At 63.5% G+C, this 21745-nt stretch carries 21 protein-coding genes, 4 tRNA genes and 3 pseudogenes; 7 read left to right on the plus strand and 21 right to left on the minus strand.

Annotation, left to right across the window (positions count from 1 at the left end):
• Positions 1-135: 135 nt before the first annotated feature.
• The 3 genes from nusG to QM801_RS08980 all read right to left on the minus strand — a co-directional run bounded on the left by nusG (position 136) and on the right by QM801_RS08980 (position 1044).
• On the minus strand, positions 136-669 hold the full coding sequence (gene nusG, locus QM801_RS08970; protein WP_415018869.1) for a transcription termination/antitermination protein NusG: 534 nt from the start codon (positions 667-669) through the stop codon (positions 136-138).
• Between the two features lie 28 nt (positions 670-697).
• Positions 698-892, minus strand: coding sequence for a preprotein translocase subunit SecE (gene secE, locus QM801_RS08975; protein ID WP_415018870.1), 195 nt, complete (start codon positions 890-892; stop codon positions 698-700).
• Positions 893-968: 76 nt separating this feature from the next.
• Positions 969-1044: transfer RNA gene (locus tag QM801_RS08980), tRNA-Trp, on the minus strand.
• Between the two features lie 169 nt (positions 1045-1213).
• On the opposite strand from QM801_RS08980, the pseudogene QM801_RS08985 reads away from it, so the two are divergent.
• Positions 1214-1319: pseudogene (locus QM801_RS08985) on the plus strand (type II toxin-antitoxin system prevent-host-death family antitoxin); the annotation flags it as partial.
• A gap of 204 nt (positions 1320-1523) precedes the next feature.
• Entirely contained in the window at positions 1524-3329 is a 1806-nt protein-coding gene (locus QM801_RS08990) for a methyl-accepting chemotaxis protein (RefSeq protein ID WP_415018871.1), read from the plus strand.
• Positions 3330-3335: 6 nt separating this feature from the next.
• Here QM801_RS08990 and QM801_RS08995 read toward each other — a convergent pair whose 3' ends face one another.
• The 6 genes and pseudogenes from QM801_RS08995 to QM801_RS09020 all read right to left on the minus strand — a co-directional run.
• Positions 3336-3971 carry an FMN-binding negative transcriptional regulator gene (locus QM801_RS08995; RefSeq protein ID WP_415018872.1) on the minus strand — a complete coding sequence of 212 codons (636 nt, stop codon included), beginning with the start codon at positions 3969-3971 and terminating at the stop codon, positions 3336-3338.
• A gap of 308 nt (positions 3972-4279) precedes the next feature.
• Positions 4280-5470: an elongation factor Tu gene (gene tuf, locus QM801_RS09000; protein ID WP_415018856.1), complete on the minus strand. Its 1191-nt coding sequence runs from the start codon at positions 5468-5470 to the stop codon at positions 4280-4282.
• A gap of 173 nt (positions 5471-5643) precedes the next feature.
• A tRNA-Gly gene (locus QM801_RS09005) sits at positions 5644-5717 on the minus strand.
• Positions 5718-5765: 48 nt separating this feature from the next.
• Positions 5766-5851 (minus strand) — tRNA-Tyr (locus QM801_RS09010).
• A 130-nt stretch (positions 5852-5981) separates the two neighbouring features.
• Positions 5982-6584, minus strand: a complete 603-nt coding sequence (locus QM801_RS09015; RefSeq protein WP_415018873.1) for a hypothetical protein — start codon at positions 6582-6584, stop codon at positions 5982-5984.
• A gap of 127 nt (positions 6585-6711) precedes the next feature.
• A pseudogene (locus QM801_RS09020) lies at positions 6712-7131 on the minus strand (transporter substrate-binding domain-containing protein); the annotation flags it as partial.
• Positions 7132-7232: 101 nt separating this feature from the next.
• On the opposite strand from QM801_RS09020, the gene rlmB reads away from it, so the two are divergent.
• The gene (rlmB, locus tag QM801_RS09025) at positions 7233-8099 is read left to right on the plus strand and encodes a 23S rRNA (guanosine(2251)-2'-O)-methyltransferase RlmB (RefSeq protein ID WP_415018874.1); all 867 of its coding nucleotides are present in this window, start codon (positions 7233-7235) and stop codon (positions 8097-8099) included.
• Between the two features lie 375 nt (positions 8100-8474).
• Positions 8475-8550: transfer RNA gene (locus QM801_RS09030), tRNA-Thr, on the plus strand.
• Positions 8551-8563: 13 nt separating this feature from the next.
• On the opposite strand, the gene QM801_RS09035 is transcribed toward QM801_RS09030, so the two are convergent.
• The 9 genes from QM801_RS09035 to QM801_RS09075 form a co-directional block, all read right to left on the minus strand.
• Complete coding sequence (locus QM801_RS09035) at positions 8564-9139, minus strand: GNAT family N-acetyltransferase (RefSeq protein ID WP_415018875.1); 576 nt, start codon at positions 9137-9139, stop codon at positions 8564-8566.
• Positions 9140-9211: 72 nt separating this feature from the next.
• Positions 9212-9967, minus strand: a complete 756-nt coding sequence (gene surE / locus QM801_RS09040) for a 5'/3'-nucleotidase SurE (RefSeq protein ID WP_415018876.1) — start codon at positions 9965-9967, stop codon at positions 9212-9214.
• Positions 9967-11244 carry a serine--tRNA ligase gene (serS, locus tag QM801_RS09045; protein WP_415018877.1) on the minus strand — a complete coding sequence of 426 codons (1278 nt, stop codon included), beginning with the start codon at positions 11242-11244 and terminating at the stop codon, positions 9967-9969. Before serS ends, surE begins: the two co-directional genes overlap by 1 nt.
• A gap of 63 nt (positions 11245-11307) precedes the next feature.
• Entirely contained in the window at positions 11308-12123 is an 816-nt protein-coding gene (tatC, locus tag QM801_RS09050) for a twin-arginine translocase subunit TatC (protein ID WP_415018878.1), read from the minus strand.
• A complete protein-coding gene (gene tatB / locus QM801_RS09055; protein WP_415018879.1) occupies positions 12120-12518 on the minus strand; it encodes a Sec-independent protein translocase protein TatB in 399 nt (132 codons plus the stop codon). Before tatB ends, tatC begins: the two co-directional genes overlap by 4 nt.
• 44 nt (positions 12519-12562) lie before the next feature.
• Entirely contained in the window at positions 12563-12793 is a 231-nt protein-coding gene (locus tag QM801_RS09060) for a twin-arginine translocase TatA/TatE family subunit (RefSeq protein ID WP_415018880.1), read from the minus strand.
• A 127-nt stretch (positions 12794-12920) separates the two neighbouring features.
• The gene (locus QM801_RS09065) at positions 12921-14036 is read right to left on the minus strand and encodes an ABC transporter ATP-binding protein (protein WP_415018881.1); all 1116 of its coding nucleotides are present in this window, start codon (positions 14034-14036) and stop codon (positions 12921-12923) included.
• 62 nt (positions 14037-14098) lie between these two features.
• A complete protein-coding gene (locus QM801_RS09070; protein WP_415018882.1) occupies positions 14099-15472 on the minus strand; it encodes a PleD family two-component system response regulator in 1374 nt (457 codons plus the stop codon).
• Positions 15469-15843 (minus strand): response regulator, encoded by a 375-nt coding sequence (locus tag QM801_RS09075; protein WP_415018883.1) that lies wholly within the window; start codon positions 15841-15843, stop codon positions 15469-15471. The genes QM801_RS09070 and QM801_RS09075 overlap by 4 nt, the downstream gene beginning before the upstream one ends.
• Before the next feature lie 179 nt (positions 15844-16022).
• Between QM801_RS09075 and QM801_RS09080 the strand changes: the two genes are divergently transcribed.
• The 3 genes from QM801_RS09080 to QM801_RS09090 are packed head-to-tail and all read left to right on the plus strand — an operon-like array spanning position 16023 to position 18324.
• A complete protein-coding gene (locus QM801_RS09080; RefSeq protein ID WP_415020908.1) occupies positions 16023-16349 on the plus strand; it encodes a DUF3572 domain-containing protein in 327 nt (108 codons plus the stop codon).
• A complete protein-coding gene (locus QM801_RS09085; protein ID WP_415018884.1) occupies positions 16346-17005 on the plus strand; it encodes a hypothetical protein in 660 nt (219 codons plus the stop codon). Before QM801_RS09080 ends, QM801_RS09085 begins: the two co-directional genes overlap by 4 nt.
• 41 nt (positions 17006-17046) lie before the next feature.
• The gene (locus QM801_RS09090; RefSeq protein WP_415018885.1) at positions 17047-18324 is read left to right on the plus strand and encodes a DNA polymerase IV; all 1278 of its coding nucleotides are present in this window, start codon (positions 17047-17049) and stop codon (positions 18322-18324) included.
• Here the strand turns inward: QM801_RS09090 and QM801_RS09095 are convergent.
• The 3 genes and pseudogenes from QM801_RS09095 to QM801_RS09105 all read right to left on the minus strand — a co-directional run.
• Positions 18321-18536 carry an alkylphosphonate utilization protein gene (locus QM801_RS09095; protein WP_415018886.1) on the minus strand — a complete coding sequence of 72 codons (216 nt, stop codon included), beginning with the start codon at positions 18534-18536 and terminating at the stop codon, positions 18321-18323. The two genes, QM801_RS09090 and QM801_RS09095, sit on opposite strands and share 4 nt — an antisense overlap.
• A 70-nt stretch (positions 18537-18606) precedes the next feature.
• Positions 18607-20607 carry a bifunctional proline dehydrogenase/L-glutamate gamma-semialdehyde dehydrogenase PutA gene (gene putA / locus QM801_RS09100; protein ID WP_415018887.1) on the minus strand — a complete coding sequence of 667 codons (2001 nt, stop codon included), beginning with the start codon at positions 20605-20607 and terminating at the stop codon, positions 18607-18609.
• Between the two features lie 97 nt (positions 20608-20704).
• A pseudogene (locus QM801_RS09105) lies at positions 20705-21736 on the minus strand (proline dehydrogenase family protein); the annotation flags it as partial.
• Between the last annotated feature and the right edge of the window lie 9 nt (positions 21737-21745).

The following is a 21745-nucleotide window of genomic DNA, read 5'->3' on the forward strand; positions in this document are numbered from 1 at the left end:
TGTTCCCTTCTTCAAAGGTTAGTGGTGCGGCTTTCGCCTCCCACGGGGTTTCATGTCGTGTCCTCGTCTCCCCTTGCGGGTGGCTGAAGGCGGACACTCCTCAGCGCTCGTTTCCTCCGGGTACGGAGGAAAAACTCATTTCATCTTTTCGACCTGGCCGTATTCCAGCTCGACCGGAGTCGGGCGGCCGAAGATCGAGACCGCGACCTTGAGCCGCGAACGCTCTTCGTCCACTTCCTCGACCTGGCCGTTGAACGAGGCGAACGGACCATCGGCCACGCGCACCTGCTCGCCCACTTCGAAGTGGATCGTGGTCTTGGGCTTCTCGACGCCTTCGGCCACCTGATTGAGAATGCGGGCCGCTTCGGCATCGCTGATCGGAACGGGTTTCAGGCCGGAACCAAGGAACCCCGTGACCTTCGGGGTGTTCTTGATGAGGTGGAAGGCCTCGTCGGTAAGATCGACCTTGACCAGCACATAGCCGGGGAAGAAGCGGCGTTCGGTCTTGAACTTGCGGCCGCGGCGGATTTCCACCACTTCCTCGGTCGGAACGATCACCTGCTCGAAGAGCTCGTCCAGCTTCTTCTGGACAACCTGCTTCTTGATGTCTTCCATCACCTTCTTTTCGAAGTTCGAATAGGTGTGGACGATGTACCAGCGTTTCGCCATGTGGGGTGTGGGCCTCGTTTAATCCAGATCAGAATCCAAAGAGCACGCCGTCCACGACCCATTTGAGAATCGCGTCGACGCCGAGGAAGAACAGGGAAGCAGCGACCACCATGACCAGAACCATGACAGTCGAGATGCCGAGCTCGCGACGGGTCGGCCAGGTGATTTTCCTGCCCTCTTCGCGAACTTCCCGCAGGAATTCCACCGGATTGCTTTTGGCCATCGTTTTTCCTTTGGTTACAATACGCTGAACCGCACTATGTGGGACCGCACCCCCACCGATTCAACGGCCTGTAAAGTGGCAGGGGCAGTAGGGCTCGAACCCACGACCTGCGGTTTTGGAGACCGCCGCTCTACCAACTGAGCTATACCCCTAGTACAAGGTCCAGCAGCGCCGGTCGGGCGCGGCTGGACCATGTGTCTATGTGTGTGATGGGCGGGCTTTAGAGCCTTGAGGACCGTCCGTCAACAGACGAAATCTTTGTCCTTGACATACAACAAATACAGCATTTGCGTAATTTGCAACAATACTGTATATGGGGCCATGCGCTACTCAACCTCCGATCTGTCCCGCAAGTCGGGCGACATCATTGCCCGGGCCCTGCAGGCCCCGGTCACCATCACCCAGCGGGGCAAGCCCCGGCTCATCATGATGAGCCTCGAGGAGTACAACCGGCTGCGCGGCAAGGCGGCCGAGAAGCCCGCCTCCGCTCCGGTCCTTCCACCGGATCGAACCTTGTAAACCGCTGATCCGCTGGCAACTTGTCAGTCGAGCAGGCGGGAATTGACAAGTTTCATGCCAGCTAGAGCCTGTATTCCCAAATCCAGCTCAACTGAAGATACTAGGATATACAGTGTTCAAGAAATCTGCAGACGCCTCGTCAGCCGCAGCCGGTCACGGCCGCTGGACCATCGCCCGCATGATGCTGATCGCCGGTGCGGTTATCATCGTTACCGTCACCGCCTCCTCACTGTTCAACCGGGAGGCGTTCCTCACGAACCGGATCGGCAGCGAGAAATTCCGCGCCATCATCAACGGCCACGATCTGGTGGCCGACTACCTGCCCCCGCCCCTCCTGCCCTACGAGGCCCTGATGATGGCGCACGAGACCGCCGCCACCCAGGGCGTCAACCTCGACAAGCAGATTGCCCGCTGGAAGGACTTGCACAAGGAATTCAACGACCGCATGGCCTTCTGGGACCAGACGATGAAGAACGAGCCGTTCCTCGACCAGGAAAAATGGCTGGCCTTCCGCACCACCTTCGACAAGTACGGCAAGCTGTTCTGGGACACGCTTGAAAAGAGCGTGATCCCTGCCCTGCAGACCAAGGACAAGGTGCAGATCGAGACCACCGTCGTCACCCTCACCGCCTATTTCCGCCAGTTCGTCACCATCGTCGGCAAGCAAGATGACTTTGTCTACGACACCATCGCCGAACGCGAGCGCGTCAGCCTCGCCGATTCCGACCTTGCGCTTCTGGTCAGCACCGGCAGTGCGGCCTTCCTCGGCGCTTTCCTTGCGCTCGTCCTCTTCGCAGGCCAGCGCTATGTAGTGCGTGCCATCACCAGCATGTCGAGCGTGATGACGCGGCTTGCAGGGGGTGAACTCGAAATCGCGGTGCCCTTTGAAGCCCGCAAGGATGAAGTGGGCAGCATGGCCCGCGCCGTCACCGTGTTCAAACAGCAGGCGCAGATCAATCACGCCACCAAATCCGAGAACGAATATGTGATCCGCGAACTGGGGGCAGGCCTCGAGGATCTGTCCCGTGGCGATCTCACCCACAAGATCGTCAAGCCCTTCCCGCCGGCGCTTGATGCGCTGCGCCTCCGCTTCAACCAGACGGTTGATGCTCTGCAGGCGATCATCGCCCATGTCCGCCGCGGCACCGACGGCATCAAGTCAGGCACCGAGGAGATTTCGGTTGCGTCCGACGATCTCTCGCGGCGTACCGAAAACCAGGCCGCGAACCTCGAGGAAACCGCTGCTGCCGTGGCCGAGATCACCGCCAAGGTGAAGCAGGCCGCCAATGGCGCGATCAACGCCCGCACCGTCGTGTCGCGGGCCAAGGAGGAAGCGGATCATTCCGGCGAGGTGGTGAACCGCGCCGTGGGCGCCATGCGCGAGATCGAAGAAACCTCCCGCAAGATTTCGCAGATCATCGGCGTGATGGACGAGATCGCCTTCCAGACCAATCTTCTGGCGCTCAATGCCGGCGTCGAGGCAGCACGCGCCGGAGACGCTGGCCGCGGCTTCGCCGTCGTCGCCTCGGAAGTGCGTGCTCTCGCCCAGCGCTCCGCCGAAGCGGCAAAGGAGATCAAGGGCCTGCTCACCTCCTCGCAGACGGCAGTGGAACAGGGTGTGGGGCTGGTGGCCGAAACCGGCACATCGCTCACCTCGATCATCAAGCGCATCGCCGAGATCAACGAGATCGTGGCGGAGATTGCCGAGAGTGCGGAGTATCAGGCTACCGGCCTTCAGGAAGTGAATACCGCCGTCGAGCAGATGGACATGGTGACCCAGCAGAATGCGGCGATGGTCGAAGAAACCACGGCGGCAACGCGCACGCTCACCGAACAGTCGATCGAACTCGCCAAGCTCGTCGCCCACTTCACCGTGACTGCACGGGACGGCGCAAGGGATCAGAGCAAGGCGGCGTAAGCCACCTCATTTTCCGGCGTCGTTCACCAGTTTCGCCATGGCGAGTTGGTGTTCGGCGCCCTGCCCGCTCAAGCCCTCGACAACGCCTTCCCTGTCCGCGGCCTGGCGGTTCTGGCTCGCCTTCAGCTTGCCCTCGACAGACTGCACCGTGATCTCGAGTCCGATAATCCCCTTCAGCTGGGATTGCATGAAATCCTCCGGTGCGTCGCTTGCCTTCCAGGCATGGCCATTCGCGACCGTCGCTTCGTGATGGTCGGTGAGGCGCGAAACCTGGGCGTGGAGCCACGCCTTCTCATCGATGACGCGGGCGCGGCCTCGCACCTGAACCATCGCGTAGTTCCACGTCGGCACGACCTTGCCATGCTCCTTCTTGGAGGCATACCACTGAGGCGTGATGTAGGCGTTGGTGCCCTGGAAGACGACGAGCACATCCTGCCCGTCGAGTGTCTGCCATTGTCCGTTGCCCTTGGCCATGTGGGCACGGAGGACCGCGGGATCTCCCGCCGTGACAGCCTCGAAGGGAATGGCATTGGCGACAAGTCCCTCCTGCCCTTGCGAGACCAGCAGACCGAGAGGATGGGCTCGGACAATCTCCCACTGGACGTCCGGGTTCGTTTCGGCAAAGGCGGGCGGCAAGTACATGGCAGCAGACTCCGATGCCCCGCCCTTAGTCCATTCGTTTGCTGGCGTTCAGTCCAGCTTTCCCGCACCGGAGCGGGCCAGTTCGCGCCGGGAGCAGGAGCTGACGAACTGGTGTCCGTTCACCACTACTCTACGTCATCCTCCACGCATGTTGAGGATCAGTCTTTGCCACACGCCCCACGCCGGCAATTCTTGTTCAGAGACTGATGGCCCACATGCGTGGGCCATGACGATGCTGGAGTGATCCCGGCAAAAGAAAAAGGCCGCCGGTTTCCCGGCGGCCTTCGTTTCGTCAGCGGACTGACGGATTACTCGGTGATCTTGGCGACGACGCCGGCGCCGACGGTGCGGCCGCCTTCACGGATGGCGAAGCGGAGCTTCTCTTCCATGGCGATCGGCGTGATCAGTTCGACGTCGAACGAGATGTTGTCGCCAGGCATCACCATTTCCGTGCCAGCCGGCAGCGTCACAACACCCGTCACGTCGGTCGTGCGGAAGTAGAACTGCGGACGGTAGTTGGCAAAGAACGGCGTGTGACGGCCACCCTCTTCCTTCGTCAGGATGTAGGCTTCCGCCTTGAACTTCTTGTGCGGCTTCACGGAGCCGGGCTTGCACAGCACCTGGCCGCGCTCAACCGCGTCCTTGTCGATGCCGCGGAGAAGCGCGCCGATGTTGTCGCCCGCTTCACCCGAGTCGAGCAGCTTGCGGAACATTTCAACGCCCGTCACCGTCGACTTCTGCGTGTCGCGGATGCCGACGATCTCGACTTCCTCGCCAACCTTCACGATGCCACGCTCGACGCGGCCGGTCACGACCGTGCCACGGCCCGAGATCGAGAACACGTCTTCGATCGGCATCAGGAACGGCTGGTCCTTCGGACGCTCCGGCTGCGGAATGTATTCGTCAACGGCAGCCATCAGCTTCAGGATCGCGTCACGGCCAAGCTCGGGGTTCTTGTTTTCAAGCGCGCACAGCGCCGAACCCTTGATGATCGGGATCTTGTCGCCCGGGAACTGGTACGACGAGAGAAGCTCGCGCACTTCCATTTCCACCAGGTCCAGAAGCTCCGGATCGTCGACCATGTCGACCTTGTTCATGAACACCACCAGAGCCGGAACGCCGACCTGACGGGCAAGCAGGATGTGCTCGCGGGTCTGCGGCATCGGGCCGTCGGCAGCCGACACGACCAGGATCGCGCCGTCCATCTGGGCGGCACCGGTGATCATGTTCTTCACGTAGTCGGCGTGGCCGGGGCAATCAACGTGCGCGTAGTGACGCTTCTGCGTCTGGTATTCCACGTGCGCCGTGTTGATGGTGATGCCGCGCGCCTTCTCTTCCGGAGCCTTGTCGATCTGGTCGTAGGCCATGAAGGTGGCGCCACCCGTCTCGGCAAGAACCTTGGTGATCGCTGCCGTCAAGGACGTCTTGCCATGGTCAACGTGACCAATCGTGCCAATGTTGCAGTGCGGCTTGTCGCGGTTGAATTTCTCTTTGGCCATGTGACCCTCCAGAATGCGAAAGTGGCGCGCTCATAGAAAACTTCATGCGGCACTGCAAGAGGTTGCAGTGGCCGGAATCCGCTTTTTGTGAGCTGAACCCAAAGGCGGTAAATGGGGTGCTGATCGAGGTTTTAAAAGGCCCGGGCCACCGCCTCTGCGGGCAACCGGAAAATTGGAGCGGGTGAAGGGAATCGAACCCTCGTATTCAGCTTGGAAGGCTGCTGCTCTACCATTGAGCTACACCCGCGAAACTGAACCGCCGTCTGTGACCGGTCGTCGATCCGCCACCAGACGATGGTGGGAGAAGTAGGACTCGAACCTACGAAGCCGTAAAGCAGGGGATTTACAGTCCCCCCCCTTTGCCACTCGGGACATTCTCCCGAATCGACTTCCGGTTACAAACAGCAATCAGGCCCGTGTTTTTCACGGGCCCTTTCGCGGCGCGGTGTATGCCGTCCAAGGCCGAATGTGTCAAGCGTTTGAAGGACGGAAGATGCAGGCCGCCGCCCGGCTATTCCTCGGTGGTGAACCAGCGCTTGTAGATGCGGTCAAACGCGCCATCCTCGCGCATCTTCAGCAGGGCCTCGTTCACCCGCTTGCGGTAGTCGACCTTGCGCGGGGAGCCCGAGCGCGGCGGGAAGACGATGCCGTAGTTCTCCTTGCGGAAGACCGGTCCCACCACCCTCACCTTGCCGCGGCCCGTGGTGGCGGAATGATAAAGCAGCACCGGCGCATCATAGACCACCGCCTCCAGCGAGCCGCCTTCGAGGGCCTCGAAGGCCTGGGAGATGTTCTGGAATTCGGTCGCGCCCACGCGGTGCTGCTGGGCCCATTGCGCCGAGGTGGAGCCGGTCACCGTGCCCACCCTCTTTCCCGGCAGGTCGTCAGGCCCCTGGATGCCGCCCTGAAGCTGCTGCACCGTGAAGGACGAGGTCAGTTCCGCCTGCCAGTAGGTAAGGAAAAGAAGACTCACGAAGATCGCGGCGATCGAGGTGAAGCGGCCGATGCGGGAACGCGGATTGTCGTTCTGCTGGCCAGCCGCCGCCGAAAGCGCCCAGCCCATGGCATGGAAGATGCCGGGAAAGTAGTGCCGGGAGAACGGCGAGTTCCGCATGGTTGCGCTCGGCCCACCAGACCAGATGACCCGGAATGAAGATCAGCAGTGCGAGGATGCCGAGCAGATACGGCATGGCGCCCTGGGTGAAATAGGTGAAGACCTTGGCGGGCGTGATGCCGGTTTGCGCTTCCTCGCGCACCATCACCTGCAGGCCGGATTCGAACATCGGCTGGGAGAAGTCGAAGCGCTGCTCGCGTTCCGAGGTGATGGAGATGGCGGCGATGCCGAGGTCGGCCTCCGAGCTTTCGACCGCCGCGAGGATTTCACCGACATTGCGCTTCTCGAGCCAGGTGAATTCGATGCCGGTGCGCTCGGCGAGTTCGCGCCAGAGGTCAGCGGAGAAACCGGTATAATTGTCTCCGTCCTTGATGATGAAGGGCGGGATCTCGCGGGTGACGACCACCAGCTTGCGCGGCGCAGCAGTGTCTTCTGCCGCTGGCTGAGAGTCGGCCGGCGCGGTCGGTGTCGCCTGCTCCTGCGCCGCAACCGTTCCCGCCCACAGTGTGAGCAAGAACACCACCACAACCGCCAAACGCTGTCTCATTGATCCCCAGTCCCCATGGAGATTGAAAAACACACCCGCCCGCACGCTGCAAGCGAAACATGGCTTGGACCACAGGCAAGCACACTCTATAGCTGGCCGCCATGCGCAAAACCTTCCCGCCCAGATCAGCCTCGTCCAAATCCGCCAAGCCCTTCGGCAAGCCCGGCAAGGGCCGCCCCTTCCCGCCCCGCGACAAGACCGAACCGAAGCCTGTTCCGGCCAGCCTGAAGGGCGATCGTCCGAAGGCGCTTTCTCACGTGCCCGATCCCGGCAACGACCTCATCTACGGCATCCACTCGGCAGCGGCGGTGCTGGCCAATCCGGCTCGCAAGATCCGGAAGCTTTGGGCCACGGAAAACGGCTTGCAGCGGCTGAAGGAAGAAGGCGTGACCGCAGCGCTCTCGCCCGAGATCGTGCACCCCCGCATTCTCGATCATCTCCTCACCGGACAGGACGCGGTGCATCAGGGCGTGGTGCTGGAAGCGCTGCCGCTCAAGCAGCCCCGCCTCGACCAAGTGCCGCGCGACGGTCTGGTCGTGCTGCTCGATCAGGTCACCGATCCGCACAATGTGGGGGCCATCCTCCGCTCCTGCGCGGCCTTCGGCGTGAAGGCGCTCGTCACCACCGCCCGCCATGCGCCGCATGAAACGGGTGTGTTCTTCAAGGCAGCGTCCGGCGCCTATGAGCACGTGCCGGTGACACGCGTCACCAACCTCTCGGCGGCGATGGAAGAGCTGCGTGGCTACGGCTTCCGTCTCGTCGGCCTCGACAGCGAAGCTCCGGTGACGCTGGCGGAGGCAAGCCGGAAGCTGCCGCTTGCGCTGGTGCTGGGATCGGAAGGCAAGGGCCTGCGGGAAAAGACCCGTGCCACCTGCGACGAGGTCGTGCGGCTGGACATGCCGGGGTCGATCAAGAGCCTCAATGTGTCGATTGCCGCGGCGATTTCGCTCTACGCCCTGACGCACTAGGCAGACGCGGCACGCCCGCCTTCAAAAAAACAAAAGCCGGGTGAAAAACCACCCGGCTCCTGTCGCCGTCCCGAAATCCACGATTCGCGGGAATGATTTTCTTTTAGTACTGCCACGGGATCGCCACAATGGTTGCCTGCAAACAAAGCTACCGGCTTCTTAAGATGTGAAGCCCTGTGTAGTAGTTCTGCCACAGTTCAACCCGCAGATGCAGCACAATCAGCGTCACATTCCCCCTCGTCGAAGGATCGAACCGTGATGGATTTCCCTCTCCCGGCAAGGCCGCATCCGGCGGCCCCGGCCGAATTTGCAACGCAGCGAGGCTCAGGGTAATGAGCCAATGTCCGCCGGGTTGAATCAACCCGGTGCAGAAAGGCCGGCTTAGCTCAGTTGGTAGAGCACCTGATTTGTAATCAGGGGGTCGTAGGTTCGAGTCCTATAGCCGGCACCAGTTCCAACCCACGTCAGAACGTCCGCGTCAGCAGCAACCAGTTCTTTGGTCCGCTCCGGCCGCCGTAGGGGAGCCAGGCCCGTGTCTCACGATCGCTGAAGCCCCAGTTGCGATAAAGCGTGAGAGCTTTCGTGTTGGTGTCCTCGACCACGATGGAAAGTCCGGGCGCCTTGAGGCGGCGCGCTTCGGCGGCAGCGTGATCGAGCAGGCGGCGGGCGAGCCCCTGCCCCTGGAACTCCGGGTAGACAGCAACGCAGATCACCGCCCAGTAGCCTGGCACGAAGGATTCAAGTTCGAGCAACGGCCCGTAGTAGTCGGGGAACTGCGCCTCGATCACCGCGCCTGAGGTGACCAGTCCGCCGATCAGGCAAGCTGCCACTTCACCATCGATCTCCATGAGATGGGCTTTCGAGAGATGATAGGGCAGCGTCTCGTCGGCGATGATCATCTGCCGCGCGGCAGCGAGCGGCGAGTGGTCGTGATCGACGGAATTGATCCGGTGTTCGATCTCGATGCCGTGACCCGCAAGGTCAACCAGTGCGGCGACATGCAGCGCATCATTGCGGGTGGCGGGGCGGATGGTGAACACGTTCGAGGTCTCCGTCGGCGAGAGCCCAACCTTTGGCCGTTTGAGGTCGGCGTCAAGGCCCGCCGTCGTGACTCAGCCGAAGACGCCGCGAAGCGCGTCCATGGCTTCCACCTGCGTCAGGTTCATGTGCAGCGGCGTGACCGAGATGCGCTTGCTGAACACGGCGGCGAGGTCGGTGCCGGCGGGCGGCGAGCCCTTCTCCTTGTTGGAACCGATCCAGTAGTAGTGGCGCCCGCGCGCATCCACGCGCTCGTCGATGAAAAGATGGCTCTGGTCGCGCTTGCCCTGGCGTGTCACCTCGATGCCCTGCATTTCTTCCGGGCGGCAATCCGGGAAGTTGACGTTGATGAGCACGCCCGGCCCGAAGGACATGGTGGACAGCCGCTTGACGATTGCCGCGCCGTGCGCACGGGCAACCGCAAAGCTTTCGCCGTTGTCGTAGATGCCCGTCACCTGCGAGAGCGCAATCGACTTGAGCCCGAGGGCCGTACCTTCCATGGCGGCGGCGATGGTGCCGGAATAGGTCACGTCGTCGGCGATGTTGGCGCCGCGGTTCACGCCCGAGAGCACGAGATCGGGCAGGCCCGGCAGGATCTTGCGGGCCGCCATGATCACGCAGTCGGTGGGCGTGCCTTCGACTTCGAAGCGCCTGTCGTCGAGCTTGCGGTAGCGGAGCGGATTGGCCAGCGTCAGCGAGTGCCCTGCCCCCGAGCGTTCCGCATCGGGCGCCACGATCCACACGTCGTCCGAGAGCGTGCGGGCAATCTCCTCGAGCACCACCAGTCCGGGACCATGGATGCCGTCGTCGTTGGTCACCAGAATGCGCATCAGGGGGTGATCCTTTCCTTGCCGCCCATGTAGGGCCGCAGCGCCTCCGGAATGGTGATGCTGCAATCGGGGTTCTGATAATTCTCCAGCACCGCAACAAGCGTGCGCCCCACGGCAAGGCCGGAGCCGTTCAGCGTGTGGACGAAGCTCGTGCCCTTGCCGTCGGCCGGGCGGTAGCGGGCATCCATGCGGCGGGCCTGGAAGTCGCCACACACCGAGCAGGATGAGATTTCGCGGAAGGCGTTCTGTCCCGGCAGCCAGACCTCGAGGTCATAGGTCATGCGTGAGCCGAAGCCCATGTCGCCGGTGCAGAGCTTCATCACCCGGTAGTGGAGGCCCAGCGCCTGCAGCACGGACTCGGCGCACGTTGTCATGCGCTCCAGTTCCTCGCGCGATTGCTCGGGCGTGGTGATGGACACAAGCTCCACCTTGGAGAACTGGTGCTGGCGGATCATGCCGCGCGTGTCGCGGCCTGCGGCCCCCGCTTCAGCGCGGAAGCACGGCGTATAGGCGGTGAGGCGCATGGGCAGGTTCGCCTCCTCCAGAATGCTCTCGCGCACCGTGTTGGTGAGCGACACTTCGGCAGTGGGGATGAGCCAGCGGCCATCGGTGGTCTTGAACAGGTCCTCGCCGAACTTGGGCAACTGCGCCGTGCCGAACACCGCATTGTCGTTCACCATGAAGGGCACATAGTGCTCGGTGTAGCCGTTCTTCTCGGTCTGGATGTCGAGCATCAACTGGGCAATGGCACGCTCCAGCCGGGCCAGCTGCTTCTTCATCACCACGAAGCGCGCGCCGGACATGCGGGCCGCCACTTCGAAATCCATCTGCCCAAGCTTTTCACCCAGTTCGAAGTGCTGCTTGGGCGCATAGTTGAAGGCGGGCTTCTCGCCCCAGCGCCGCACCTCCACGTTGCCGTGCTCATCGGCGCCATCCGGCACCTCGTCGAGCGGCAGGTTGGGGATCACCGCCAGCGCATCCGTCACCCGCTGGGTGAACGTCCGCTCGGCTTCCTCACCCGATGCGATCCTGTCCTTGAGGGCGGCGACCTCGGCCTTGATGGCTTCGGCCTTGGCCTTGTCACCCGCCTTCATGGCCTCGCCCACCTGCTTGGAAAGGTCGTTGCGGCGGCTCTGGGCCTCCTGCAGCGATTGCAGCAGGGCGCGACGCTCTTCGTCGATGGCGAGGACGCCCGCAGAGAGGGGCGCCAGACCGCGGCGCTTCAGCCCGGCGTCAAAGGCGGCGGGATTGTCACGGATGGCCTTGATGTCATGCATCGGAATCAGAACCCGGAAAATGGAACAGGATGGGGCCCTCTATAGTGAGCCCGGCCCCTGACCTCAAACGGGTTTTATGTCCTTGCTTTCGGACTCTTTTGCCGCAGCGGCGGCGGCCCGGCGCTTCTCCAGGAAGCCCACGGCAAAGACTGCCATCTCGTAGAGCATGCCGAGCGGCACGGCCATGGAGAGCATGGAAATGGGGTCGGGCGGGGTGATGACGGCGGCAACGGCGCAGACGCCCACGATGGCGAAGCGGCGGCCGCTCTTCAGCTGCTGGGCGGTGATGAGCCCGATCTGGCCCATGAGGGTGAGCACCACCGGAAGCTGGAAGGCAAGCCCGAAGGCGAGGATCAGCATCATCACGAAGTCGAGATAGGCCTCAACGTCGGGCATCAGGGTGACGAGGTTCTTATCGCCGCCCTCGACCGTGCCCACGCCCGCGGCAAGGCTGTAGAAGAAGTGGATCGCCACCGGCAGCAGGAAGAAATAGACGAGGCAGGCGCCGAGCACGAAGAAGACCGGCGTGGCGATCAGGTAGGGAAACAGCGCCTGCCGCTCGTGCTTGTAGAGGCCGGGCGCCATGAACTTGTAGATCTGCGTGGCGATGAGCGGGAAGGCAATGAACATGCCGCCGAACATGGCGATCTTCAGCTTCACGAGGAAGAAGCCGAGCAGCTTCGTGGAGATGAGGCCCACGTTCTGGCCCGTGCCCCATTCGAAGGGCTTCACGAGGTAGTGGAAGATCTCGGTCGAGAAGAAGAAGCTGGCGACAAAGGCGACGGCAAAGCCGAGCACGCTTTTCATCAGGCGGGAGCGGAGCTCCAGCAGATGATCCATCAGAGGCGCTTCGGAGGCGTCGATTTCGTCCTGGGTCATGTGGAAGCCGTGCCCTCTTCCACCAGCACGCCCGCCACGCGGGTTTCACCGGGGCGCGCTTCCGCGCCGAAGAACGTCTCGAAGCTCTTGTCCGCCGTGCTGTAGCTGGAAGAGACGACAGGCGGAATGATGTTGGGCACGTCACCCGCAGGGGTGTTCACCACCTTGGCGACCGCACCCCTGGCCTGATCGATGTCCTTCTTCAATTCGTGGACGCCGGATTCCTTCATCGCGGCATCGACATGGGTCTGGAACTCGCCCGCCATGCGGCGCGCCTTGGCCATGAACTGGCCGACCACGCGCAGCACGCGCGGAAGATCCTTCGGCCCGATGACGATCACCGCCACGAGGGCCAGAACGAAAAGCTCTGAATAGCCGACGCCGAAATCAAACATGCCCTGTCCTCTGCCCGCGCAAACCTGCGGGGCTCAGGGAGTTATCAGCTCTTGGCCTTTTCGGGAGTCTTGGCGGCATCGCCTGCCTGCTCGCCGATGGCCTTCGGATCGGCAGTGGCCGTCGCGTCAGCCGGATCGTCGGCAAGGCCCTTCTTGAAGCTCTTGATGCCCTTGGCCACGTCACCCATAAGGTCGGACACCTTGCCCTTGCCCCCGAAGAGGACGAGCACGACGACCAGCACAATGACCCAGTGCCACCACGAAAAAGAACCCATAACGTAACTCCTCAATCCTGCCGTTGGCGAAGGCTGTGCTCCGCCTGTTCATTCATGCTTATCGCAGATGGGCGGGGTTATCGCAATTCTGCATCTGCGCTGCAAGCGAAAGCCATATGGGTGGGTTTCACGGCTTTTTGAAGATGTGAATGCTGCTCCGGTCCATGACAAATCTGTGTGTGCCGCCGGGAGACACGAGGGCCGAACGGTCGAGGATGGCGGTCACCGGTTCCTCACGCCCGGGAAACACCAGCGTCAGGCGCTGCTGCTGGCCGAGGAAGCGTGAATCCCGCACGAAGGCTTCGATTCCCTCCGCCCCGGCCGCGAGCGAGATGGCGGCGGGATTAACCAGGACTTCAACCGCCGTCCCGTCGGAGAAACGGCTGGCGTCCACACGCCCCAGGGGTGTGCCGACGCCGCCCTTTGCCACCCGTCCCGCAAAGACGTTGTAGGAGGTGAAGAACAGGGCCGCCGCGGCATCCACCGGGGCCGTGTAAAGCTCGCGGGGGCTGCCCTGCTGCACGATCCGGCCCTGCCGCATCAGGTAGATGTGGTCGGCGAATTCCACTGCCTCCATGGGGTCGTGGGTGACGAGAACCGCCGTCGAACGGGTTTCCCGCACAACCGCCAGGGTATCTGACCGCACCCGGTCGCGCAGCCTCTGGTCGAGGCCGGAGAAGGGCTCGTCCATGAGGATCACCTGCGGGCGTGGCACGATCGCCCGGGCAAGCGCCACGCGCTGCTGCTCGCCGCCCGAGAGGCGGTTGGGGTAACGGTCGGCGAGATCGGCAAGGCCCACGCGCTCAAGCGCTGTCAGCGCCGCCTTGCGGGCTTCCTCGCCCGTCAGGGCATAGAGCCCGTAGACGACGTTCTGCAGCACGGTGAGATGGGGAAACAGCGCATAGTCCTGGAACATCAGGCCGACGTTGCGCTGCTCGGGCGGCACGAAGCGGTCCTCGCCCGCCACCACCCTGCCCTCAAGCAGGATGCGGCCTGCCGTGGGCATGGCCACGCCCGCCGCGAGGCGGAGCACCGTGGTCTTGCCGCAGCCCGAGGGGCCCAACAGGCAGGTGATGCGGCCCGCCGCGAAGGTGAGCGAGATGTCCTGCAGGATGTCGTTCCGCCCCTTGCGGAAGCCCACGTTCTGGAACTCGATCTCGCCGGCAAAGCTGGCGCCCGCCCGGCCGAGACTGCGGCGGGGCTGGTGAGGCGCTTCTGCGGTGGTGGGATCGTGGCCGGACATCGGGCAGCGCTTACACCGGGCCAAGGGGAACGGCAATCACGCCAGGCTCAGCCGCGCGAGGCTCAGGCGACGAGGCCAGCCTTGCTGATGCGGTTCCTGCCCTCGCGCTTGGCCTGGTACATGGCGTTGTCGGCGCGCTTCAGAAGCTTCTCGAGCGAGTCGTCGAGCCCCGCGAGCGTGGCAATGCCGGCCGAGATCGTCACTGGCACTGGGGCCGGCGTCCCGATCACGAAGGACTTTGCCGCCACGGCGCGGCGCAGGCGCTCGGCGATCTTCTCGGCGGTCATGGCATCCGTGTTGGGAAGGACGACGATGAATTCCTCGCCGCCGATGCGGCAGCAGAGATCGATGCTGCGGGTGTGTTCACGCAGGCGCTGGGCCAGTTCCTGCAGAACCTTGTCGCCGGCGTCGTGGCCATGCGTGTCGTTGATGGCCTTGAAGAAGTCCACGTCCACCGCGAGGATCGAGAGCACCTTGCTGCGGTTCACGTAGTGATCGATCATGTGGGTGAGATGGGTTTCGAGATAGCGCCGGTTGTAGAGACCGGTCAGCGAATCCGTGATCGCCATCTCGATCGAGGCCTTGACGCTGCTGCGCAGCTGCTCGGTGTAGCGCCAGCGGCGCACCTGCGTTGCGGTGCGCGCCATGATTTCCTGGCGGTCCACAGGCCGCATCAGATAGTCGTTGACGCCCATGTCGAGAGCGCGGAGAAGAAGCTGCTGCTCGTCCGGATTGACGATGATCATCAGCGGCGTCTGGCGGGTCGAGTCGCCCGAGCGAAGCTGGGAACACAAGCGCAGGCCGTCGAACTGGTCCTGGGCAAAACTGACGATCACCAACTCATAGGGCCGCTCGCGGGCGGCAATGCGCTCCAGCGCATCGGCCGGATTGGAAATGACCGTAACGTTGCACTTGTCGACCAGCGAGGCGATGATGCGCTCTGCCGACGCCGGATTGCTGTCGACCAGCAGTACATCGCCCTTGTTGAGGTGCAGACGGTCATCCAGGAACGAGCGCGCGTTGCCATCGTTGCCGGGCGAGCGCACGCGCAGTTCGTCGGTCAGCATCTTCAGGCGGACGAGGCTCTTGATCCGGCAGAAGAGCGCGATGTCGTTCACTGGCTTGGTGAGGAAGTCGTCGGCACCCGCCTCGAGGCCGCGCACGCGGTCTTCCGGCTGATCGAGTGCAGTCACCATGACAACGGGAATGTGCTGGGTCTCGACGTTGCTCTTGATGCGCTTGCAGACTTCGATGCCGTCGATGCCGGGCATCATCACGTCGAGCAGGATGATGTCGGGCTTGGACTTCTGGACCGCGTCGAGGGCGTCGAGCCCGTTCATCGCCGTGATGACCTCAAAGTACTCCGCCGACAGCTTCGCTTCGAGAAGCCGTACGTTGGCAATGATGTCATCTACAACGAGGACGCGGGCCGTCATGATTTCTTCTTGAGGAATCCGTCGATGGTCTGGAGGAAGCTGACAACGGAAATGGGCTTCGAGATGTAAGCCTCGCAGCCGCCTTCCCGGATCTTCTGTTCGTCGCCCTTCATGGCAAAGGCGGTCACGGCGATCACCGGAATGGCGCGCAGCTCGTCATCTTCCTTCAGCCACTTGGTGACTTCGATGCCGGAGACTTCCGGCAGCTGGATGTCCATGAGGATCAGATCGGGCATGTGCTTGCGCGCCATGTCGAGCGCAGACAGGCCGTCACGCGTCTGCACGACCCGGTAGCCATGGGCCTCGAGCAAATCGTTGAAGAGCTTCATGTTGAGTTCGTTGTCTTCGACAACGAGTACCGTCTTCTGCATCTGTGGCGTCACTCCCACGGGTTTAGACCCGGCCTGAGGTGCGCTCTGCGGGTGTTCCATACATGCTCCTAACGCGACCGCCACCTGTCCGCTCACCAGACCCCGGGCGGAATCCCCTTTGTTTCCACAGCCGTTTTGGCCTAGGACGCGTAACCAACTGCTTAACCTTGGCCCGGATGATGTGTGCCTGGTTAACGGCGCGGCGCAGGGGAGAGTCTAGCGTGCTCAGAGAGGTTCAGGGAAAAAATGAAGATGCCGGAGACTTGGCATTGAAATTGCTCACTTATCTGGCCGCCGATCCGGACCTGATCGGGCGCTTAATGGCGCTCACGGGCCTTGCGCCCGCCGACCTGCGGCAAAGCCTCGCTGACCCGGCCTTCCAGGGCGGCGTGCTGGATTTCGCCCTCGGAGATGAGTCGCTGCTCCTTGCCTTTGCCGCCAATGCCGGGATCAAGCCCGAGGCAGTGATGCGGGCCCGGGCCAGGCTGCCGGGGTTCAGCGCATGATTTCCGAGTTCACCATCGAGCAACTGGCGAAACTCAGCCTGGCCCAGCACCGCCCCCTCCTGATCTGCGACGTGGACGAGGTGGTGGTGCATTTCACCCGCGCCTTCGAATCCTATCTCGCGGCGCGCGACCTCTGGCTCGACACCAGCAGCTTTGCCCTCAACGGCAACATCCGGAAGAAGGCCAACGACGAACCTGTCGCGGCGGGCCTCGTGGCCGAGATGGTGGATGACTTCTTCGCCCAGCACACCGCCGAACTCGATGCCATCGACGGTGCCATTGCCGCACTGCACGAGCTGGCGGGTGATGCCTCCGTGGTGATGCTCACCAATCTGCCCCATCACGCCCGCGACAAGCGCATCGACAACCTGCAGCGCCACGGACTCGACTTCCCCGTCATCACCAACTCGGGACCCAAGGGGCCGGCGATCCGCCACCTCGCCGACCAGACGCGCGAGGCGGTGGTCTTCGTTGATGACAGCCCGGGCTTCATCTCCTCGGCCCGCGAGCATGCGCCCGAGGTTCACCTCATCCACTTCCTGCACGACGACCGCTTTGCCCGGCACATCGAGCCCTTCGATTTCGTGTCGCTGCGCACCGGAAGCTGGGACGAGGCCCTGCCCCACATCAAGAGCCTGATCGGGACAACCCGCTAGTCACGCTCGTCACGGCGGCGATTTCGTTCTATATTGGTTCCATGACGGACCCCTCCGCCGCTCCCGGTTTCTGCCGCGACTGTCTTGCCGAAACGCAAGCAGACGAACGCCGCTGCCGGGCTTGCCATTCGCCGCGCCTTGTTCGCCATGCCGAGATCCATTCCCTCTCCATCGCCCACATCGATTGCGATGCCTTCTATGCCGCCGTCGAGAAGCGCGATGACCCGTCCCTTGCCGACAAGCCTCTGATCGTGGGCGGCGGCACCCGCGGTGTCGTCTCCACCTGCTGCTACATCGCCCGCATCCGCGGCGTGCGCTCGGCCATGCCCATGTTCAAGGCCATGAAGCTTGCCCCTGATGCGGTAGTGATCAAGCCCAACATGGCGAAGTATTCCGAGGTCGGCCACCAGGTGCGCGAGCTGATGCTGGCGGTGACACCACTGGTCGAACCCCTCTCCATCGACGAGGCGTTTCTCGATCTTACCGGCACCGCGCGCCTGCATGGACGGAGCCCGGCCAAGACCCTTGCCGTCCTCATCCGCGACATCGAGGAGAAGATCGGCATCACGGCGTCCGTGGGCCTCGCCCCTAACAAGTACCTCGCCAAGGTCGCATCCGACCTCGAGAAGCCGCGCGGCTTCTCGGTGATCGGCAAGGGCGAGGCGCTGACCTTCCTCGCGTCAAAGCCGGTGAGCCTGATCTGGGGCGTGGGCAAGGCGATGCAGGAAAGCCTCGCCAAGGACGGCATCACCAGCATTGGCCAGTTGCAGAAGATGGAGAAGAACGATCTCATGCGCCGGTACGGCAGCATGGGTGCGAGGCTTTACCATCTCTCCCGCGGCGAGGACATGCGCAGCGTGTCAACCGACGACTCCTCGAAGAGCATCGGTGCTGAAACCACGCTTGACAGCGATGTCTCCGACTATGGGGAACTGGAAGCGTTGCTCTGGGCCATGGCGCAGAAGGTGTCGCGCCGCTCCAAGGAGCAAGGCTACGGCGGCTACACCGTGACGCTGAAGCTCAAGACCAAGGACTTCAAGCTGCGCACTCGCGCAACCACGCTGGAAGATCCGACCCAGCTTGCCCACCGCATGTTCGATGCGGCGAAGCCTCTCCTCCGCAAGGAGGCGACGGGCACGGAGTTCCGCCTGATCGGCATTGCGCTCTCGCACCTCGAGGAAATGAGCGACGGCGATGAAGCCACGCTCGATCCTCGCCTCGAGGCCAACAGCAAGGCGGAAAAGGCCATCGACCTGATCCGCGAGAAGTTCGGCAAGGAAGCGGTGGACCGCGGCCTGTCCCTCAAGGTGAAGGATTAGGCCTTCTTCAGGAACTCGGTGCGGAGCACGAGGCCCTTCACCTTCTCGTGGCGGCAATCCACCTCGTCCGGATTGCCGGTGAGGCGGATGCCCTTGATCAGCGTGCCGCGCTTCAGGGTGACATTCGCGCCCTTCACCTTCAGATCCTTCATCAGGGTGACGTTGTCGCCATCCTTCAGTTCATTGCCGTTGCTGTCGCGCACGATGTCCATCAAACTCTCCTTGGGTGGAGGCGGCTTGCATGGCCGCTCCTCCGAAAGCAACTGCGCCTTTCGTCACCCGCTATTCTCCTGAGGTGCCTTCCATGCTCATGAGGGCGGCGTTGCCGCCGGAGGCGGTCGTGTCCCAGCTCATCACGCGCTCCACCGCAAAGCGGTGGAGGTAATGCGGTCCGCCCGCCTTGGGTCCGGTGCCGGAGAGGCCCTCGCCGCCGAAGGGCTGGGCCCCCACCACCGCGCCGATCTGGTTACGGTTCACATAGAGATTGCCGACGCGGGCCTTGCTGCGCACCTCGTCCACCACATCCTCGATACGGGTGTGGAGGCCGAGGGTAAGACCGTAGCCGGTGTTGTTGATGGCCTCGATCACCTTGTCGAGGCGCGTGCCGTCATAGCGCACCACATGCAGCACGGGCCCGAAGACTTCCTCCGTGAGCGGAGAAATCGAGGAGAGTTCATAGGCCGCGGGCGCCACGAAGGTGCCCTTCGCCGTGTCGGGGTCCAGGGCGCATTCGTAGATGCGCTTCCCTTCCCTGGCCATGCGCGCCTTGTGGGCTTCGAGCTTCTGCTTCGCCTCGTCATCGATCACCGGGCCCACGTCCGTCACATAGCTCATGGGATCGCCCACCACCAGTTCGGCCATGGCGCCGGCCAGCATGTTGATCACCTTCCCCGCCACATCGTCCTGCACGAAGAGGATGCGGGCGGCGGAGCAGCGCTGTCCGGCGCTGTCGAAGGCGGAGGACACCACATCGCGCACCGCCTGCTCCGGCAGGGCTGAGGAATCCATGATCATGGCATTCATGCCGCCCGTCTCGGCCACCAGCGTGGCGATCGGCCCCTTCCGCATGGCGAGGGCGCCGGCGATGATCGCCGCCGTCTCGTTCGATCCGGTGAAGGCCACGCCGGTGAGTGCCCGGTCAGCCAGCAGCACCTTGCCGATTGCCGCGCCGTCACCCGGCAGGAAATGCAGCACGTTAGCAGGTACCCCCGCCAGATGCAGCAGCTTCACCGCCTCGAAGGCGATGAGCGGCGTCTGCTCTGCAGGCTTTGCGATGGCCGCATTGCCCGAGGCGAGCGCCGCCGCCACCTGCCCCGTGAAGATGGCGAGCGGGAAATTCCACGGCGCAATGCACGCAAAGACGCCGCGGCCATGGAGCGAAAGCTCGTTGCGCTCACCCGTCGGCCCCGGCATGGCCACGGGCTTCTCGAAATCGGCGCGGGCGCGTGCGGCATAATAGCGAAGGAAATCCACCGCCTCACGAAGGTCGGCGATGGCATTGTCGAGCGACTTGCCCGCCTCGCGGATGAGGAGACCGAGCAGCTTTGCGCGGTTCTTTTCGTAGAGGGCTGCCGCCTTCTCGAGAATGACGGCACGGGCCTCGCCTCCCTGACGGTCCCAGGCCTGCTGTGCCGCATTGGCCAGGGACAGCGTGCGTGCCACGTCCTGCGGGTTGGTCTCTGTCACCTGCCCCACGGTGACGCTGCGGTCATGCGGAGACGTGATCGGACGCGCAGCACCCGATTGCACCTTGCCGCCGATGATCGGCGCAGCGGCGGTCTGTTGCGCCAGTGACTGGCGGATGTCGGCCAACAGCGGCTCGCGGAGCGGCGTGTGCCAGGTCGGCAAACCGGCGGAATTCTCGCGCGCGCCGAACAGGCCTGCCGGCGGCAGAATGCGAGGGTGCGGAATCTGTGGCAGCTTCAGCACCTCCGCCACCGGATCGGCGATGATCTCTGCAATCGGCGCATCGTCATCGGCGAGGCGGTTCACGAAGGACGTGTTGGCGCCATTCTCCAACAGGCGGCGCACCAGATAGGCGAGAAGGTCTTCGTGGCTGCCCACGGGCGCATAGATGCGGCAGGGCTGGCCGATCAGGCCACCGGCCACCACCTGCTCGTAAAGCGACTGGCCCATGCCGTGCAGGCGTTGGAACTCGTAGCGCTTGTCGTTCCCCGCCATCACGGCGATCGAGGCCACCGTCTGCGCATTGTGGGTGGCGAACTGCGGGAAGAAGCAATCCCGCCGCGACAGCATGTAGCGCGCACAAGCGAGATAGCTCACGTCGGTCGAGACCTTGCGGGTGAAGACCGGGAAGGACTTCGAGCCCGCCTTCCTGGGCGCGCTTGATTTCGGTGTCCCAATAAGCGCCCTTCACAAGGCGCACAGGCAGGATGCGGCCGGTCTGTTCGGCGAGGGCCGCCAGCCATTCCAGCGTGGGCCGGGCCCGGCGGCCATAGGCCTGCACGGCAAGGCCGAGGCCGTTCCAGCCCTTCAGCTCGGGCGCCGCGGCGAGGCGGCCGAAAAGTTCGAGCGAGATGTCGAGACGCGCCGCCTCTTCCGCATCGACGGTAAGGCCGATGTTACGCTTCTTCGCCGCCACTGCGAGGTCGAGCATGCGGGCATAGAGTTCGGGAAGGCAGCGGTCGCGGGTCTTCTCCTCGTAGCGGGGATGGAGGGCCGACAGCTTCACCGAAACGGACGGTGCTGCGAAAATGTCGCTGCCCTTCGACGTGGCGCCCACGGCCTCTACGGCCTTCACATAGGAGGCCTGATAGCGCTCGGCATCGGGCGCCGTCATGGCGCTTTCGCCCAGCATGTCGAAGGAGAAGCGCCAGCCTTCGCGCGCCAGCGGTTCGGCGGTTTCAAGGGCCTCCTTGATCGTCCGCCCAAGGACGAACTGCTTGCCCATGATGCGCATCGCCTGCTTCATCGCCGTGCGGATGATCGGTTCACCGGAGCGCGAGACCAGCTTCTTGAGCGACGCAAGGCCGCGTGCGCCCGGCGACTTGCCGAGTTCAACGAGGCGGCCCGTCAGCATCAGCCCCCAGGCCGAGGCATTGACGAAAAGCGAGTCCGACTGGCCGAGATGGGCCTCCCAGTCCTTCTCGCCGATCTTGTCGGCAATCAGCTTGTCGGCGGTTTCGGCGTCCGGAATGCGGAGCAGCGATTCCGCGAGGCACATCAGCACCACGCCTTCCTCGGAGGAGAGCGAGAACTGCTGCATGAAGCTGTCGATCGAGCCCTGTGAGCGGCGGTTGGCGCGGACGTTGGCGACCAGCGTGCGGGCGATGCGCTCCACCTCGGCCCGGGCATCGGGGGACAAGTTCACTTCCGCCGCCAGCGTCTGGACAAGCCGGGTCTCATCGGCAAAGAGTCGGTCGGCAATGGCGCTGCGCGCGGGCTGGGTCATGGGGTGTCC

It is taken from the genome of Aestuariivirga sp. (assembly GCF_047600585.1).
Lineage (GTDB): Bacteria > Pseudomonadota > Alphaproteobacteria > Rhizobiales > Aestuariivirgaceae > Aestuariivirga.